The 16868-nt window shown below is 58.8% G+C and carries 11 protein-coding genes; 3 read left to right on the plus strand and 8 right to left on the minus strand.

Annotated features, from left to right (window positions below):
• Positions 1 to 23: 23 nt before the first annotated feature.
• The gene (locus ACEW8N_RS18000) at positions 24 to 1187 is read right to left on the minus strand and encodes a stress response protein (protein ID WP_373501241.1); all 1164 of its coding nucleotides are present in this window, start codon (positions 1185 to 1187) and stop codon (positions 24 to 26) included.
• A 368-nt stretch (positions 1188 to 1555) separates the two neighbouring features.
• Here ACEW8N_RS18000 and ACEW8N_RS18005 point away from each other — a divergent pair, with 368 nt between their 5' ends.
• Entirely contained in the window at positions 1556 to 6718 is a 5163-nt protein-coding gene (locus ACEW8N_RS18005) for a choice-of-anchor I family protein (protein WP_373501242.1), read from the plus strand.
• A 328-nt stretch (positions 6719 to 7046) separates the two neighbouring features.
• Here the strand turns inward: ACEW8N_RS18005 and ACEW8N_RS18010 are convergent, their stop codons facing one another.
• Entirely contained in the window at positions 7047 to 7865 is an 819-nt protein-coding gene (locus ACEW8N_RS18010; protein WP_373501243.1) for a magnesium transporter MgtE N-terminal domain-containing protein, read from the minus strand.
• A gap of 65 nt (positions 7866 to 7930) precedes the next feature.
• Positions 7931 to 8101: a hypothetical protein gene (locus tag ACEW8N_RS18015; protein ID WP_373501244.1), complete on the minus strand. Its 171-nt coding sequence runs from the start codon at positions 8099 to 8101 to the stop codon at positions 7931 to 7933.
• Between the two features lie 374 nt (positions 8102 to 8475).
• Between ACEW8N_RS18015 and ppk2 the strand changes: the two genes are divergently transcribed.
• On the plus strand, positions 8476 to 9381 hold the full coding sequence (ppk2, locus tag ACEW8N_RS18020) for a polyphosphate kinase 2 (RefSeq protein WP_373501245.1): 906 nt from the start codon (positions 8476 to 8478) through the stop codon (positions 9379 to 9381).
• Positions 9382 to 9450: 69 nt separating this feature from the next.
• On the opposite strand, the gene ACEW8N_RS18025 is transcribed toward ppk2, so the two are convergent.
• From ACEW8N_RS18025 to ACEW8N_RS18035, 3 genes are all read right to left on the minus strand, one after another.
• Positions 9451 to 9879, minus strand: a complete 429-nt coding sequence (locus ACEW8N_RS18025; protein WP_373501246.1) for an NUDIX hydrolase — start codon at positions 9877 to 9879, stop codon at positions 9451 to 9453.
• 84 nt (positions 9880 to 9963) lie between these two features.
• A complete protein-coding gene (locus tag ACEW8N_RS18030) occupies positions 9964 to 12009 on the minus strand; it encodes an NAD-binding protein (protein ID WP_373501247.1) in 2046 nt (681 codons plus the stop codon).
• A gap of 217 nt (positions 12010 to 12226) precedes the next feature.
• Complete coding sequence (locus ACEW8N_RS18035; protein ID WP_373501248.1) at positions 12227 to 14401, minus strand: DUF3141 domain-containing protein; 2175 nt, start codon at positions 14399 to 14401, stop codon at positions 12227 to 12229.
• 641 nt (positions 14402 to 15042) lie between these two features.
• On the opposite strand from ACEW8N_RS18035, the gene ACEW8N_RS18040 reads away from it, so the two are divergent.
• On the plus strand, positions 15043 to 15354 hold the full coding sequence (locus tag ACEW8N_RS18040; protein WP_373501249.1) for a porin: 312 nt from the start codon (positions 15043 to 15045) through the stop codon (positions 15352 to 15354).
• Positions 15355 to 15405: 51 nt separating this feature from the next.
• Here the strand turns inward: ACEW8N_RS18040 and phoU are convergent, their stop codons facing one another.
• Both phoU and pstB read right to left on the minus strand, forming a co-directional pair.
• Positions 15406 to 16071, minus strand: a complete 666-nt coding sequence (gene phoU / locus ACEW8N_RS18045) for a phosphate signaling complex protein PhoU (RefSeq protein ID WP_373501250.1) — start codon at positions 16069 to 16071, stop codon at positions 15406 to 15408.
• A gap of 21 nt (positions 16072 to 16092) precedes the next feature.
• Entirely contained in the window at positions 16093 to 16839 is a 747-nt protein-coding gene (pstB, locus tag ACEW8N_RS18050; protein WP_373501331.1) for a phosphate ABC transporter ATP-binding protein PstB, read from the minus strand.
• Positions 16840 to 16868 lie beyond the last annotated feature (29 nt).

The raw sequence follows: 16868 nt of genomic DNA on the forward strand, positions 1-16868 counted from the left end.
GCCGGGGCGACTCCGGGGGAGGGTCAGTCCTTTCTTCCGGCCGTCCATTTGAGGCCCCAGCCGTAGGTCTTGTCGCAGTCCGGATGGCCCTGGTGGAAGCTGACGAGCTTGGTCACCTTGATCTCGCCGCCGCCGAATTCGATCATGGCGATGGCGCAGAAATTCCTGGAATCCGTCTGGCTGCCCATGGGCACCTCGAGAATGGGCTGCCCCGGGACCGTCAGGGTGACGACGGCATTGGTGGCGGTCCAGTTGGGGACGCCCTCGTAGATGTAGGTATAGATGAGAATCCGCTTGAGCTGGCCCGCTTGGGCCAGGTTCACCTTCATGTTCTCCCCCTCGGAGCATGCGCCGCTGCGGTCATCCCCCAGGTGGAGAACGTAGGGGGGATAATCGAAGTCTCCGAAGTTTTTTCCCAGGGGCTGAATCGCCCCCTTGGTCTGGTTCTGCAGTTCGAAGAGGCAGCCCAGGTCGAGATCCACACCGCCTGCGGTTTTTCCGCCCATGAGCTTGGAGAAGAACCCCGTCTTCTTTTCCACCGGGGCGGTCTGGTCCCAGTTGAGATTGATCAACAGCTCCCCCCGGTCGACCTTCTGCTTGATGGCGAAGCTGTCGCCCTTTTCCCGGAGGGTCACCTTGGACGCGATCTTGAGCGTGTCGGCCCCGGGGATTTCGGCCCGGAAGGCATCGAGATGCATCACCCGGCTGTCGTTGACCAGCTCGCTCGCGATAAAGCCGCTGGCAAACCGGCAGATCACCGCCACCGGGCCGGGCAGGGTCGAATCCAGGGGGACCGTGTGGGTTTCGCCACGGTCGGTCGCGACCTGGATCCTGGCGTCGTAGTCCGCGAACACGCGGGACTGGCCGGATACGGCATCGGTGAAGTTGAGGGCGCAGATGTAGATCTCCTCGAAATCGTCGATCCTGCTGAGGCTCATGTCTTCGCGATTCGCGCCCCCGGCGCCGCCGACGCCCGCATCACCCGACAGCCGGATATACGGAAAGGCGTCGAGGGCGCCCAGCGTGCCGCCCTGGTAATTGTCGGAATAGACCCCGCCGGTCCGGCCGTCCCTGGTCCGGTAGAACGCCATCAGGTCGAGATCCACGGCGGCGCTCCAGATCAGGGAGATGTCTATCTTTTTAAATGAGCCGATGTCGGCTTTGGTCCCTTTTTGCTTCAACTCCATTTCAGTATTCTCCTCATGCCCACCCCCCGGAAAAGATGCGCGGATGCTTCCCTTGCAAGGGCTTCCTGGGCGTAAATCGTGTTGAATGGCGCGCTGCGCCGGAATGCGCGGATTCAACCAGTTCGAATATTGAATGTCAAGGGGAAAGCGCACCCGGACGCCCGGGGGCCCCCGAAGTTGGCCTGCAGGTATCGCTCAGGCCCCCTTACTATATTCTAATCGATCCTTAATCTATTTCTGACATCCAAGGAGGATAATGATGCCGTTCATGTCGGCGATTCGCTGGCCCAAGAGCCAGTCGTTTTCAATACTATCTTCATGATAAAGACCGGATGTTCATTTCCACCGCTAACGGAAGGATGTGGTATATGAAATGGTTATCGAGGGATGGGCTGCTGCCGCTGGTGATGGCGGTAATGCTTGTTGGCTGCGGCGATTCGGATACCGACACATATCGCCTGACGGTGCTGAAGGCCGGCGCTGGCGGCGGAACGGTGGTCAGCGTTCCCGCCGGGATCACCTGCGGGGATACCTGTTCATTTGTCTTCAATGAGCGAAGAACCGTCACTTTGACCGCCGAACCTGAGGCGGGATCCCGTTTTTCCGGCTGGAGCGGGGCATGCACCGGCGCCGATGCATGCGGGGTCGAGATGGACACGGAAAAGACCGTCACGGCGACATTTGCCCCGATGGTCACCGGGGCGATCAGCCTTACCGGAACTTATGCCACCGGCGTCTTCGATGAAGGGGCGGCGGAGATCAGCGCCTACGATCCGGCCACGAAGCGGCTGTTTGTGGTCAACGGCATCGACGGCAGCATCGATGTGCTGGATGTTTCCGGGCCGTCGTCGCCCGTCCGGGTCGCCCGGATCGACGTCACCCCGTATGGAAAAGCGGTCAACAGCGTGGCGTTTTCGAGCGTCGACTCGGCAGGCATCGGCCTTTCGACAGGGAAGTTCGGCGGCCTCCTGGCGGTTGCGGTGGAAGCAGGCAATGCTCAGGAGAACGGCAGGATCCTGGTGTTTGACGCGGACGGCAGCCTGATCCGCGACTTTGAGGCCGGCGCCCTGCCCGACATGGTTACCTTTACGCCGGACGGCATGAAAATCCTCTCGGCCAACGAGGGCGAGCCCAGCGACGACTATACGGCGGATCCGGAAGGCTCCGTGACCATTGTCGATCTCTCGGCGGGGATTGACGACGCGACGGCGGTCACGGCGGGCTTTTCGGCCTTCAATGCCCGCGAGGCTGAGCTTAAAGCTTCCGGCGTCCGGATCTTCGGCCCCAACGCCACGGTGGCACAGGATGTCGAACCTGAGTATATCGCCGTGACCGGAGATTCGAAAACTGCCTACCTCAGCCTTCAGGAAAACAACGCCCTTGCGGTGCTAGACATCGACGGCGCGACCATCACCGATATCATTCCCCTGGGCTTCAAGGACCAGAACGCACGGGGGGCGGGCCTGGACGCCAGCAACAAGGACGGCATCATCAACATCCGAAACTGGCCTGTTTTCGGGATGTACCAGCCGGACGCCGTCGCCGTCATGGAGACCGGGGGAAAAACCTATCTCTTGAGCGCCAACGAGGGCGACAGCCGGGATTACGAGGGCTTCAGCGAGGAGGCGCGGATAAAGGACCTGGTCCTGGACGGTGCAGCCTTTCCCAATGCGGCGGCCTTTCAGGACGATAAGGCCCTGGGGCGGCTTCTGGTGACCACCACCCTGGGGGATATGGACGGCGACGGCGATTTCGATGCCCTGTATGCCTTTGGCGGGCGTTCCTTCACCGTCTGGGAGGTGACGGATACCGGCGTCACCCCGGTGTTTGACAGCGGGGATGCCTTTGAAAAGGTGATCGCCCGGGAGTTTCCGGCGCATTTCAACGCCGGTAACGACAATAATGAATTTGACAACCGCAGCGACGACAAGGGGCCCGAGCCCGAAGGCATCGCCCTGGGCACCGTGAACGACAGGACCTATGCCTTCATCGGCCTGGAACGTATGGGGGGCGTGATGATATACGACGTTACCGACCCGGCGACTCCCCGGTTCATCGACTATGTGAACCACCGGGATTTCACCGGAGACCCCGAAGCCGGAACGGCATTGGATTTGGGGCCGGAGGGACTGCTCTTTATCCCGGCCGGGGAAAGCCCGGGCGGAAAGGCCACGCTGGCGGTGGCCAACGAGGTCAGCGGCACCATCTCCCTCTATGAGGTGACCCCCGACAGGGCCGACGGGGAAGTCGTCCTTCAGCTTCTCCATGCCTCGGACCTGGAGGGCGGGGTGGAAGCCGTCGACCGGGCCGCCAATTTCGCCGCCATCGTGGACCGGTTTGACGATAGGTTCGCCAACACCCTGGTGATCTCCGCAGGGGACAACTACATCTCCGGCCCTTTCAATTCCGCGTCCGGCGACCCCGGCATGCGCCCGGTCTTCCAGCAGGTGCTGAACAATTCCAAAGCCCGGGAAGGCGGCGGCAGGGCCGACATCGCCATCATGAACCTCACGGGATTCCACGCCTCGGCCTTCGGCAACCACGAATTCGACCTGGGGACGGGCTTTCTCTCCGAAGTGATCGGAACGGATATCCGGAGCACCACCGAGGCACGCTGGCTGGGGGTCCAGTTCCCCTATCTGAGCGCCAACCTTGACTTTTCAAAGGACGGCAGCCTCTCCCGCCTGTTTACGTCGGAGACGCTGGATTATCGGGAGTTTGAGTCCCCTTTGAGCCGGTTGGGCACGGCGGGCGAAGCTCCCAAGATCGCCGCCGCCGCCATCGTGACTCTGAACGGCGAGCGGTTCGGCGTGGTGGGCGGCACCACGCCCCGGCTGGAGATCATCTCCTCGCCCGGAGACACCCGGGTCAGGAACCCGGGAGCCGGCACCGACGACATGGATGATCTCGCGGCCATCCTTCAGCCGGTGATCGACGGCTTGACAGCCCGGGGCATCACCAGAATCATCCTGACGACCCATCTCCAGCAGATCGGGCTGGAGCAGGCGCTGATCACCCGGCTCAGGGGCGTGGACATCGTCATCGCCGGCGGGTCGGACACCCTTCTGGCCGACGGAGAGGACGTATCCCGCGGCCTGCATCCCGGCGACAGCCCTGCGGGCACCTATCCCATCATCACCGCCAATGCCGACGGAGATCCGGCGGTGGTGGTCAGCACGGACGGCCAGTACAAGTATGTCGGCCGCCTGGTGGTGGCCTTCGACGCTGAGGGCAGACTCTTGCCCGAAACCATCAACCAATCCGTAAGCGGTGCCTTCGCCAGCACCGACGCTCAGGTGGCGGTTCTGTGGGGTGATGGGAAGGCGGCATTCAATGTCGGGACCCGCGGCCATGACGTCATGACGCTCACCGATGCCTTGAGCGGCATTGTCACCCGGAAAGACGCGGTTGTCCATGGTCGGACCGACGTTTACCTGAACGGCAAGCGGGAGGAGTCCCGCACCCAGGAAACCAACCTGGGCGATCTCACCGCCGACGCCAACCTTGCGGCGGCCCGGTCCGTCGACTCCACCGTTCAGGTTTCCATCAAAAACGGCGGTGGGATAAGGGAGCCCATCGGCGCGACCCTGGATGCCGGGGACGGCACCTATGTTCTGGCGCCGCCCCAGGCCAACCCGGCATCGGGCAAGCAGACCGGCGAGGTTTCCCGGCTGGATATCGAGAACTCCCTCAGGTTCAACAACCGCCTGACGCTCCTGACCGTGACGGCTGCGGAACTCCTTGCGGTCATCGAGCACGGGGTCTCCGCCACGGAGGAAGGGGCCACGCCCGGACAGTTCCCCCAGGTGAGCGGCCTTGTCTTCAGTTTCGATCCCGGCCTGGAACCGGGCGACCGGGTGCGGTCTCTGGCGATCATGGACGAGGCGGGCGCCGTGGTGGATGTCATCGCGCGGAACGGTGAGGTGGCCGGGGACCCCGACCGGAAGATCCGGGTGGTCACCCTGAATTTCCTGGCAGGAGGGGGGGACGGATATCCCTTCGACACCCTGGGCGATGCCGTCGTCGACACCGGGATCGGTGAGCAGGATGCCCTTGCGGGATATTTGCAGGCAAATTTCGCGGGCACGCCTTATGCCGTGCCGGATGCGGGGCCTGAATCCGACACCCGGATCCAGAACCTGGCGTACAGGGCCGATACCGTGCTGAGCGGGGTGACGGCATTCGCCGTCTTTTCCGACCCCCATTATTTCGATCCGGAGCTCGGGACCACGGGAGCGGCCTTCGAGGCCTACCTGGCCCAGGACCGCAAGATGCTCCGGGAAGGCCCGGCGATTCTGGACGCCGTCATGGACGCCATCAAGGCCGACGGCGGCATCCGCTTCGTCATCGTGCCCGGCGACCTGACCAAGGACGGCGAAAAATCGAGCCACGAGAAATTCGCGGCCAAGCTGAGGACCCTGACGGATGCGGGGATTGCGGTATATGTCGTGCCCGGCAACCATGATGTCAGCAATCCCCATGCCCTTGCATTCGACGGGGATACCGCGGTGCCGACGGCAACGCTGACGCCGGAGGAGTTCACCGCGATCTACAACGATTTCGGATTCGGCCAGGCCGCCTTCCGCGCTCCCGATTCCCTCAGCTACATCGTGGAACCGGTGTCGGGCGTCTGGCTGTTCGCCCTGGACAGCGCCGATTACCGGAACAACCAGACCCTGGGCAAACCCGTGACCGGCGGCGGATTCAGTGCGGAAACCTTGAACTGGATCATTGAAAAACTGGGCGAGGCGCAGGCGGCCGGGAAACAGGTCATGGCCATGACGCATCACGGCATGATCGAGCACTATGCCGGCCAGGCGGCGGCCGGCAGCATGGCCGTGGATTACGTCATCCGGGACTGGGAAACCGTTTCCAGAACCCTGGCCGAGGCAGGGCTTGGGCTGGTGTTCACCGGCCATTTCCATGCCCAGGACATCACGGAAAAAACCTGGGATGTGGACGGGGTGTCCGTCCGCATGACGGATGTGGAGACCGGCTCCCTGGTCACCTATCCCAGCCCCTACCGGGTGGTGACCCTGAACCGGGGCGGCGAGGCCGTCATTCAGAGCCATCGCATCACGGAAATCGGGGATGACGCCGGAGGCGTCTCCTTTCCCCAATATGCCGAGACCTTCCTGACCGATGGATTGATCGGGATGTATACGGCGCTACTATCGGCGCCGGCGGATCAGGGGGGATTTGGTTTGCCCGCGGATCAGGCCCGGGGGATAGCAGGCCGGATCGCCGACGCCCTCAAGGCCCACTACGCCGGAGATGAATCGCCCGACCGGGACACCCTGGACGCCATCAATGCCTACCTCCAGAGCGGCGATCCTACGGCGCAGCTCATCGGCGGGAATCTGACTTCCCTCTGGACGGATCTGCCGCCACCCGACAATGCGGCCCGGATCGCTCCGGCATCGCCCATGCCGGCGTCGGCCGGGATCAAGCGGAATTACAGGCTGGAACTCGAAAAGATTCTGTTGAGCGATCTTCGGAGGGCGGTGTTCAACGGGAGGTCCGGGTCGTGAGCGACGGCCGAGACGTCGCAGGGTGGATTTGAATGAATCGTAAGCGCACATCCTGAGACGCAGGCCTTGCGGACCGACAGAAACCACCGGCGGTTGCCACCGCCGGTGCTCCTTCAGTTATGGGCCGGCGGTTTCAGATACAGGCAACACGGCGGTGATCATTCATACGCCGAGGAGTCCGGGGTTGGTTGAACAGATTTTTTTGATTTTGAAAGTATTCCTGACCAAGATCAAGTTGGTTATGGGCTGGGTGATGGTCGGGCTGGGCATCCCCGTCTTTTTTCTGCCCATCCCTTTCGGACTGATCATGATCGTCACCGGGCTGCTCCTAGTCTTCAGCGCATCCCCTTCGGCACGGCGGTATGTCATGCGGAAGGCCGAAAAGCACCCCTTTCTGCGAAGGCGCCTGCTTCCGCTGCTTCAGCCGAAGACGAAACCGGGCGTCTGCCCAAAAAAGCGATAGATTCAGCCCAATGGTGTCACGATTCTGCCCGGCCTCCAGTTTGATCACATTGTGGTCCATGAGACTTTCGATCCGGGTGGAAGGTTGCGCCATGACCAGTTGCCGCAGGGTGATTTCATCGAGAAGCACGCTATCCTTATCCACTACATACAGGGTGTGCAGCGTTTCGGCCGCGTCCCCGTGGCGGCGGATATAATTCATGGTGTCCTGAACGGTCCAGTCCGGATGGATCGCCATAAACCCGGTGGTCATGAGGTGCCCCGCCGAGTTTTCGGCATAACTCAACAGGTTTTCCGCTTCCCTGCGCTCCGCTTCCGCCAGCAGCAGCATCCAATTCTGGACCGTCACCGCATCGGCACTCTCGAACAGGTAGGTTCGGTCATTCGCATCAAGCCGGTTTAAAATGGGTTTCAAATCGTCTTCAGAAAGCGATTTCAGCAGACCAACGAGGGTTTCTCCTTCAAGATACGAAACGACTTCCGTCGCCCGTTCGTGATCCAGCATACGGAGAACCTCACTCTGATGCTTGGGCTTGAGTTTTTCCAGCGCGTCTGCAATTTCAACCTCGTAGTGGTTTGACAGCACCCGCTTCAGCTGGGCATCCTCACCGCGTTTGCAGAGTTTCTTCAGCAACGGTTTCAGGATATCGCCGCTGACCCGATCCTGGATCTCATAGACCATCATGTCCTCTTTTCACATCAAAAGGTGCACGCAGCCGGGCCAGACGACTCGCGGCCGCATGCCGGGGCCTACTTGGCGGGTTCGTTGACTTCTTCGTAAAGTTCCAGAAGCTTTCTGTAGACGCCTTCAAGGATTAGTTCCGGTTTTACGGGATGCCCTCCCCGGGAGGCGGCCTTGGTGAGCTCCATGGCATGCAGCAGAATGTCCTTTTTCGATTCCATCTTGTTGGGTTTTGTCATCGATTTTCTCCTGTTTCCGGTTGGGATTATGAGGGGTTGCCGACGATCCGGCGATGGATGGCAGGCTGCTTGGCGAGCATGTTGCCGGCTTCAACGTCGGGCGCGGGCAGAATATCGGCCTCTCCAGCCACGGGGAATTGAAACTCCTTGATCCGCGCCGCCTTTTTGCTGACGGTAATGTATCATTCACATGTTACGTTTTGATTAGTGCGCGTGAACCCATGCAAAAAAGCGCCAAAAAAATTGAACCTCAGATCTCTTTTTCAGGGGATCGATCCTTCTCATCATATCTAAATAAATCCGCCCTAACATGGTGTCCGGCGTTAATGAGACAGATAGAGAACGCAAGATCCATAACAAAGAGAGGACAATCCATGGTCATCAATCCACAGCACATCGAATACGAAGGAAAAACGGTTCCGCTCGACGGCCTCCTGGCGGAATATAAACGGCTGAAAGAATCCAAAATTTACATGGACGACCTCGAAAGCCAGGCTGTTCGCACGATTCAGGAGGATGAAGCGTTGAAGCCCTACCAGGCCGAATTGATCCGACTGCAGGAATATATCGAACGGGAAAACAAACGGATGATCATTTTGTTTGAGGGCCGGGACGCCGCCGGAAAAGGCGGCTCCATCCGCCGGATCACCCGGTACATGAACGAAAAACACTATCGCGTCGTTGCGCTGGGAAAACCCACGGATGAACAGCGGTCGCAATGGTATTACCAGAAATATATCGCTCAATTTCCAAAAGGGGGCGAAATCGTCCTCTTTGACCGGAGCTGGTACAACCGGGCCATGGTGGAACGGGTTTTCGGATTCTGCACCGAAGCGGAATATGAGAACTTCATGGAAAGTGTCATCTGGTTCGAGAAGGATCTTGTGATCCAGGGGACGGTTTTGATCAAACTCTATTTCAGCGTCGACAGGGAGGAGCAGGCCAAGCGTTTTGAAAACCGGCGAAACGATCCGCTGAGGCAATGGAAATTCAGTGAAATCGATATGCAGGCCCAGGACCGGTGGGACGATTTCACGGATGTCAAATATGAGATGCTCAAACGAACCCACACCCTCAACGCCCCTTGGACCATCATTCGGTCCCACGACAAACACCTGGCGCGGATCAACGCCATGAAGGTCATCCTGGGGTCACTGCCATACCTGAAATATGACGAAGCCATCGACCTCGTGCCGGATCCGGACATCAAAATTTCCGGTTCGAGGGAACTGGAGCTCATGGAGGCGGAACGGCTGCAAAAGGGAAGATCAACCTTTTAATCCATCGGGGGTGAATTTCGAAAGCCGCCCAACGGGATATGCGATCGCCCGCCATATCCCGCCGGGATTTCAGGAGGAGCAGGGCGGGATCAGCCCCAGCGCCCGGAATATTCCAAGGGTTTTTGGGGTGAACCGAACGGGGTCATCCGCGATGTCGCTCTTGTGAATGAGCTGAAACCCATAGCTTTCGGTGTCGCTCATCCGGATCTGATCGATGTCGGCCCGGCTGATGGTCATGTCATAGATGAAGTGGGGCTCATCCCCCACCAGAACCCGCCTCCCCTGCAACGCTTCGAGGGATGCTTTTCCGGCCAGGGTTCCTGAGGATTCCTCCTCCGCGAGCTCCCTGATCAACCCCTCAATCGGCGTCTCCCCGGGCTCGATACCGCCGCCCACCAATTCAAGCTTTCGATTTTTTTCGAGGCTTAACGGAGAGCGTTTGATGGAAAACAGCAGATCATCCCCTATTGTCAGGAATATTTTTGCTTTCAGTTTCATGGCAACCCGTCCTTTATTTCGCGGGTCCGTTATGTAACGGCAGGCCGACAAGGCCGCCGGGATGATTTCGAAGCCCGATGATGTTCATGATGCTATTTTGACAAGTCTTGCTTCGATCATGTTTCGATGGAGTTTTTCCACAATCGTCAATCCCTGCTGGTAATACACGGGGTGGGGCAGATCGCCGGGCAAATTGGCCATCAGGGCCTGCGCCGTCCCAAGATCACAGCCGGAAATCCGTGCAATCACATTTGCGCCCTCGAAATTGGCTTGCGTCATCAGGGTATGCCGCTGTTTGACCACATGGACGATGTACCGCCGCTCCAGGATACGCCCGAGCTCGATGCGACGCAGGCCGTTCATCGTGGCGAGGACGAAAAGCCGATCTCCCGGCGCCAGGCGGTTGTCGTCGGACGGCATCCAATCCTGCGTGCCATGGACCCGGTTGATATGAAGGAAGGGAACCACGCGAAAGCCGTAGGCCACCTCGGAGAGCAGCAATCCGTCCAGGGAATCCCCTGATTCGATTTTGTATTCTGTAACAATAATGGTATGATCCTTCAAGCGAAAAAGCTGGGGCACCCTTTCACCAAAAGCCGCGGCCACAAAAGCTTCGGCTGCCAATGCCGATACGCATAATACCTGCGCGTTCGGAAAAAGTCTTGCGAGATTGTCGCTGAACCGGGGATTGTAGGTTCGAACCACAAACCTCGCGGCGGGGTTCATGCGCAGCGCCATAAGGGTTATTTCGAGGTTTTCCATTTCATCATTCGTGACCGTCATGACGCTTTTCGCCGTGTGGACATTTGCCTGCTGAAGGGTTTCGGCGATATGGTTCTTGTTGAGCGTCAAGAGGGCGATCGTCTCGATCGAATCCGGGGATGCCTCATGAATCTCGATTCCCACGACCTTCTCACACAGGCCCTGGAGCCGTCCAACCACCCGTTTGCCGAACATCTCCAATCCGATGACCACCACATGGCCATGCCTTGAGACGGCGGGTCGCTTGAAGAACCGGAGACGGGCGGTAATGAGGCTTTGGGTCATCAACGCGTATAAAGCCCCGACAAACAGCGTGCCGACAACGGCAAGGGTCAAACCGAACAACCTCAACCACCACGGCATGCTGAGCTGGAACTGAAACTCGCCGCCGAGCAGGTCCGGATACCCGCCGATCAGCAGGCAGGCTGCCGCAAAAAACGCATCCGTCAGATTCATTTGAGGCCCGAACATGTAAAAGAGAACACCGCCGACCATCAAAAAACCAAGCAGCGCGCCACCGCAGAGCAGGACCAGACGCTGGAGCTGGTCGCGGAACGGTGGGCGGAGGTGATGGAGCCATTGACGAAACGTTCTCCGGAGCAGCCTGGCGGTATGGCGGAATCCCTTCAGAAACTGGGAAAGCGGCAGGGGTGAAGAGGATCCGTTGCTCTGGCGTTTCGGGGACAGCGCCTCGATCCAGACTGCGATATCTCCATCGCGGATGTCATCTTCCGGGTTCCATTCGAAAAAGAGATGCTCGGGAGCATGATCCCCGCGATAATGGGTGAGCACGCGCCGCCAGCCGGAGTTGAGTTTGCCGAGTTTGGTGTTCACGAGCGCATCACCGGGGGTTGCCCGGTGCGCGATGACCCTCGCCAGGCGGTCTTCGAGCTGGAAACTGGCCGGCATCTCGTCGCCGAACGCGGCCAGCGCAAAAGCAGATGCGGACAGCTCCCCGGGCTCAAGGGCGGTAAAGTTGCCCAACTCGCTCTGCAGCAGGGTGTTGAGGTTGGTTTTTCCCGATCGGACGACCAGTCGGGCCGAAGGATTTCGCAGCCTGGCCTCGAAGGCGGCCTCAATGTTGATCCGATCGTCGCTGGTGACAAACAGGATGGCCCGGTATTTCCATACCTCGATCTCGTTCAGCACCGTGGGATGCCGGCAATCTCCCACCAGCAGCCGGTCGAGGATCTCCGGGACCGACTCGATCTCCCAGATGCCGTATGAAAGCAGATCGATGGCGCTGACGCCGACGCCGAATTTTTTCAGGTTCGCCACGCAATGCTGGCCCAGGCTGCCCAGCCCGCATACCAGGAACTGATCCGAACGGGTTTGAAGGAGCGGAGAATCGCTGATATCCGAAGCCATATCCTCTTGTCGCTGTGGGTATTCGATCGCTCAGAGCTTCGCACGCGGTGATCCAAAGGGGTAAGGTGCCGCCGAATCGATGCGAAGCCATGATGCGTCAGGGCTTGAAACAGTGGAAACAATAAAAGGCGGCAGGGCTTGGGATACAAACGCCCCGCCGCCTGAGACACAGGTCAGTTGCATCATGCGTGATGCCGCCTCAGCCCTTCGATTTCCGTCAGACCTCCGCCATATTTTCGCTTGGGGTTTCGACAGGGGCCGGGGATTCCACCTCGATATCGATCTGCAGGATGGATGTCAGCCTTTCCAGCAGCGCCTTTTCCTCGTCTACCAGCGCAAAGTCGGCCATGGAGATTTTTTCCGCCACCTCGTATGCCTCTCTGCGATGGGCCTGCTGGGGGAGAAGCCATCTCAGCGCATTCAAGGCGCGGTCTTCATCGATCTGCAGAATACGCGCCTGTTCCTTTGCAAGCTGTTTGAACTCGGCAAGCGGCATGTCTTCAAACCGCTGGCTCTCCCGGACGATTTTCGCGGCGGCCTCGAATTCCCGCTCGTCAAAAACATGGTCCGCGCCGGCCATCATGACGATCACGCGAACGATGCCGGCAGGGATGCCGCCCTTGTTGATCTTGTCGATCCACGTGTCCCGTTCAGCCTCGGTCATGCCCGCAGGCGATGTCGCTACGGGAGCGGCATCCGTCGGTTTTGCCGACGGAAACGCGGCCGTCAGCCACGGATTGCGATAGATGCGTTTAAAGAGAAATCCATCCGATTCATCCCGCACCTCCCGGTAGGTATTCAACATCGTGACGAGCTGTTCGGATGCCTGCCTTTCCATCGCCGCGAAGATATTGTTCGTATCGGCCGGCATTCGCCGTTCCCTGACCACGGGCGCCATGGTCTTGAAGGGGAGCATGAACGGGTTCTTGTCGGAAAACAGATAGCGGGATGCACGCATGGGATGCATCCATTTCAGGAATTCAGCGGTCGCATTGTTGCTCCAAATGCGCATCCAGGGGGAGAGCCATGTCTCATAGAATCGGTCATTCGCCTCCGATACGGCAGCGACCGTGGCGAATTCCGCTTCATCCTCAAACCCGTCGTCCATTGCCAGAATGTCTGAGATATCGCGCTCTTCAAACCGGGCGATATAGTCCGTCAACCGGAGCTCCTCCCCGTTTTCCTCGATGATCTTCTCCCCCTCCTCGATGACCAGTTCATAGAGTCCGGGCGGAAGATAGTCGATGTGGTCGATGTGTTCGATGATCTCCTTGTGTTCCTTTTTCGCCACTTTTCCGGAAACAAAGATCCCGAGGTGCCCGATATCTTTGTGCACCCGGTAGATGATGACCTGCTGACACCGCTTGATCTCGTCCACGGAGCCATACACCTTGGCGATCCAGTTCAGGGCCTGCTGGGGCGGGGTGATGTTGTCGCCGCTCGATGCGAATACCAGCACCGGATCCTGGAGGTTTTTCAGGTTGATCTTCCGCCCTTTATCCAGTTCGACCTCGCCCTGTTCCAGCCGATTTTCCACAAACAGGTTCTTCACAATGAAATGAATCTCATCGGCATTCATCATAAAATAGGAATTCCACCATTTTTCAAAATCGAGATAGCGCTTTTCCTCGGTATCCACATTGGCCCAGACAGTGTACTGCTTGGTCCAGAAGGTGTTGGCCGGATTCAAATTCTCAAAATTCATCACCAGGTTCGCGCCGTCGAACTTGCCGTTGCCGAGGTCGCAGACCAGGGATGTCATCCAGGTACCCCCCATCAGACCGCCCCGGTATCTCATGGGGTTCTTCCCGTCCACGCCGGCCCAATACGAGAGCGGGGAACCGTTCAACACGATTGGGCCGCTGATGTCGGGGCGGTCGGCCGACAGGAGCGCCACGGCCCAGCCTGCCTGGCAGTTGCCGATCAAGGCCGGCTCCGGGGCCTTTGGATGACGATGGCGCACCTCCTCGACAAACCGGGCCTGGGCGTCCTTCACATCCCCATAGGTCTGACCGGGTTCCGGATCCGGGTAGAACAGAATGAAATAGACCGGGTGGCCGTGTTTCAATGCCATGCCGATTTCGGAATCCTGCTTGGAACCGCCGATTCCCGGCCCGTGACCGGCGCGGGGGTCGACAACCACGATGGGACGCTTTTCGGGGTCCGTTATTCCCTCCTTTTCCGGAAGAATCAGGGCGAGATCGTGGTTGACCGGCCGATCCAGGCTGCGGCCGTCCATGATAATCGTGTAATCGAAGGTCAATACCGGCGGCTGTCCCTTTTCGATGATGTCCAGGAAATTATTCCCCCGCTTTCTCATGATATCCATGAACAGCACACTGCGCTGGAGCGTATCGATCCAGTAAGCCTGGGCATCCGCGACCGATTTCAATGCTGATCCGTCCGAAGCGGCAGGCCCCCGTTCCCCTCGGAAAGAATCAACCCAGCCCCGATGCTTCCGGCAAATGAAATCCGTCAAGTCCAAAGCGTGATCGGCGGTTTCATTCCAATAGGAGGCAACCTCTTCCGCGGCAGGGAAGGGCGTTGCCGGCATCATTGTTTTGAACGCTTCGTTCATGTTGGCTCCTTGTGTTTGATGAAATATACCGGCATAAAGTCGTCCGGCCAATCGATGGTGCTGACGCCCGCATCGACCGCGCCCCGAAAATCCGCCCATGACGGGCTGATCGCCGTCAGTCTCTGCGGGACTCATGCATGGACGGTATCCGTAAAGATGGCTTGCTGATGAATTGGCGTTACAGAGCACTGTTACCCGATTCAGATTTGATTATCATTTTGGACGCGTTCATTTTTCGTTAGGACCAAAAAATCGCACCCTATCTGACCTGCCTTGTCAGAGCGGTTGTCATTCCCGTCGCCATCGTTTTCTAATCTAACGCTCATCAACTTTAAATATGGAGAGGATAGGCTGCGCGCAGTCAGGGTTCCAAGGCCTTGAGCGGCGAAAGAATACTGTGTGGAAACGGGGTGACCCCTGTTTTTGCACCCAACTTCCAACACACGGGAGGACCGATGAAATCTTTTTTCATGGGATCGTTTCAATCGAAGGGGCTTTGGCTCCGGGCCAAGACCCTGGTCTTTTCTCTTGCGCAAGACGGCGGGCTTGGCGCGTGGGAACTGGGTGCGCGGTGGTCCTGGCTCGATCTTACGGATAACGAGATTTCCGGCGGCGAGGAAAATAATTTCACCCTGGCCGTGAACTGGTACTTGAACCCCAACTACCGATTCATGTTCAACTATATCTATGCGGATGCAACAGATCGGAAGGATGCAGAGGACGGGAAAGCAAATATTTTTCAGACGCGGTTTCAGGTGGATTTCTAAGGGGTTTGGGGAGGAGGGGCCGCAATCCTCCTCCCATTCGGGAGGATTTTATCAAGACTGGCCGCTATATGTTTTTCCATGGGCGATATAGTAGACGCTCTCCGCGATGTTGGTGACGAGATCGCCGATCCGTTCGGCGCAGCGGCCGATGAGCAGCACATTTGTTCCGGCCTGGATATTGCCGGGATTTTCCATCATGGCATGTCTCAATTCATCGAGAAGTCGGGTATAAGCGGCGTCCATCTCGTCGTCCTGATGCCACACCTTGACGGCCAGGTCGGTATCTTCAGCATTATGGGACGACATCACGGACGAGAGCATGTGAACGGCGATCTCGCCCATCTTTTCGACGGAGGCCAGTTGAAGATTCGGCGAATGCAAGTTCAGCGCCTCCGTGTGACGGGCGATGTTTTCGGCGTAATCGCCGATTCTTTCCAGGTTGGCGGCGATCTTCTGTCCCGAGAAGATCACCCTGAGGTCGATCCCCATGGGCTGCCGCTTGCCCAGCATCCGGACGGTGAGTTCGTCCACAGCGGCCTGCATCCGGTCCACGTCATCGCCGGATTCGATAACCTTCATGGCCAGTTCGATGTTACGGGCGACAAGGGCTTCAAATGCCTGGGAAAGCTGACGGAGCGTGGCTTCTCCCATGTTGTTGATTAATGATTTCAGATGCTTGAGTTCATCGTCGTAAGATTTAACCGTGTGCTTTTCCATGGGTGCTCCCGTAATTAAGAATCATCCGAATCGTCCGGTGATGTAATCCTCGGTCAGCTTGTGCCGGGGCTTGGTGAATATTTCGGTTGTCGGGCCCACCTCGACGAGATAGCCCAGGTGGAAATAGGCGGTGCGCTGGGACACGCGGGCGGCCTGCTGCATGGAATGGGTGACGATTGCGATGGAGTACTGCTCCCGGAGTTCATCGATCAGGTCTTCGATCTTGGCCGTGGCGATGGGATCGAGGGCGGAGCAGGGTTCATCCATGAGGATCACCTCCGGGCTGACCGCAATGGTCCGTGCGATGCAGAGACGCTGCTGCTGGCCGCCGGACAGCCCCGTGCCCGGCTGGTCCAGACGGTCCTTGACCTCGTCCCAGAGTCCGGCCTTGATCAGGGACGTTTCAACGAGCTCATCCGTCTCTTTTCTGGTCTGGGCCAGGCCGTGAATCCGCGGACCGTAGGCCACGTTTTCGTAAATCGTCTTCGGGAAGGGGTTGGGCTTTTGGAACACCATCCCGACCTGGGCCCGGAGGGGGACAACGTCAATGTTCCTGCCGTAGATGTTTTCACCGTCCAGGGCGATCTCGCCGGTCACGCGGCAGATTTCGATGGTGTCATTCATACGGTTGAGGCAGCGCAGGAACGTGGATTTGCCGCATCCCGAGGGGCCGATCATCGACACGACCTCGTTTCTGCCGATGTCCAGGGACACATTGAAAATGGCCTGGTCCTCGCCGTAATAAACATCAACGCTTCGGCATATCATCCGGGGGGTCGGAACGGTCGCGTCGCCGA

The sequence above is a fragment of the Desulfococcus sp. genome, assembly GCF_041737845.1.
Lineage (GTDB): Bacteria > Desulfobacterota > Desulfobacteria > Desulfobacterales > Desulfococcaceae > Desulfococcus.

Coding starts and splice junctions, on each gene's coding strand:
- pstB (WP_373501331.1), bottom strand. CDS start 16,839: ATGATATGCCGAAGCGTTGATGTTTATTACGGCGAGGACCAGGCCATT.
- ACEW8N_RS18025 (WP_373501246.1), bottom strand. CDS start 9,879: ATGAAACTGAAAGCAAAAATATTCCTGACAATAGGGGATGATCTGCTG.
- ACEW8N_RS18010 (WP_373501243.1), bottom strand. CDS start 7,865: ATGATGGTCTATGAGATCCAGGATCGGGTCAGCGGCGATATCCTGAAA.
- ACEW8N_RS18030 (WP_373501247.1), bottom strand. CDS start 12,009: ATGGCTTCGGATATCAGCGATTCTCCGCTCCTTCAAACCCGTTCGGAT.
- phoU (WP_373501250.1), bottom strand. CDS start 16,071: ATGGAAAAGCACACGGTTAAATCTTACGACGATGAACTCAAGCATCTG.
- ppk2 (WP_373501245.1), top strand. CDS start 8,476: ATGGTCATCAATCCACAGCACATCGAATACGAAGGAAAAACGGTTCCG.
- ACEW8N_RS18000 (WP_373501241.1), bottom strand. CDS start 1,187: ATGGAGTTGAAGCAAAAAGGGACCAAAGCCGACATCGGCTCATTTAAA.
- ACEW8N_RS18015 (WP_373501244.1), bottom strand. CDS start 8,101: ATGACAAAACCCAACAAGATGGAATCGAAAAAGGACATTCTGCTGCAT.
- ACEW8N_RS18040 (WP_373501249.1), top strand. CDS start 15,043: ATGAAATCTTTTTTCATGGGATCGTTTCAATCGAAGGGGCTTTGGCTC.
- ACEW8N_RS18005 (WP_373501242.1), top strand. CDS start 1,556: ATGAAATGGTTATCGAGGGATGGGCTGCTGCCGCTGGTGATGGCGGTA.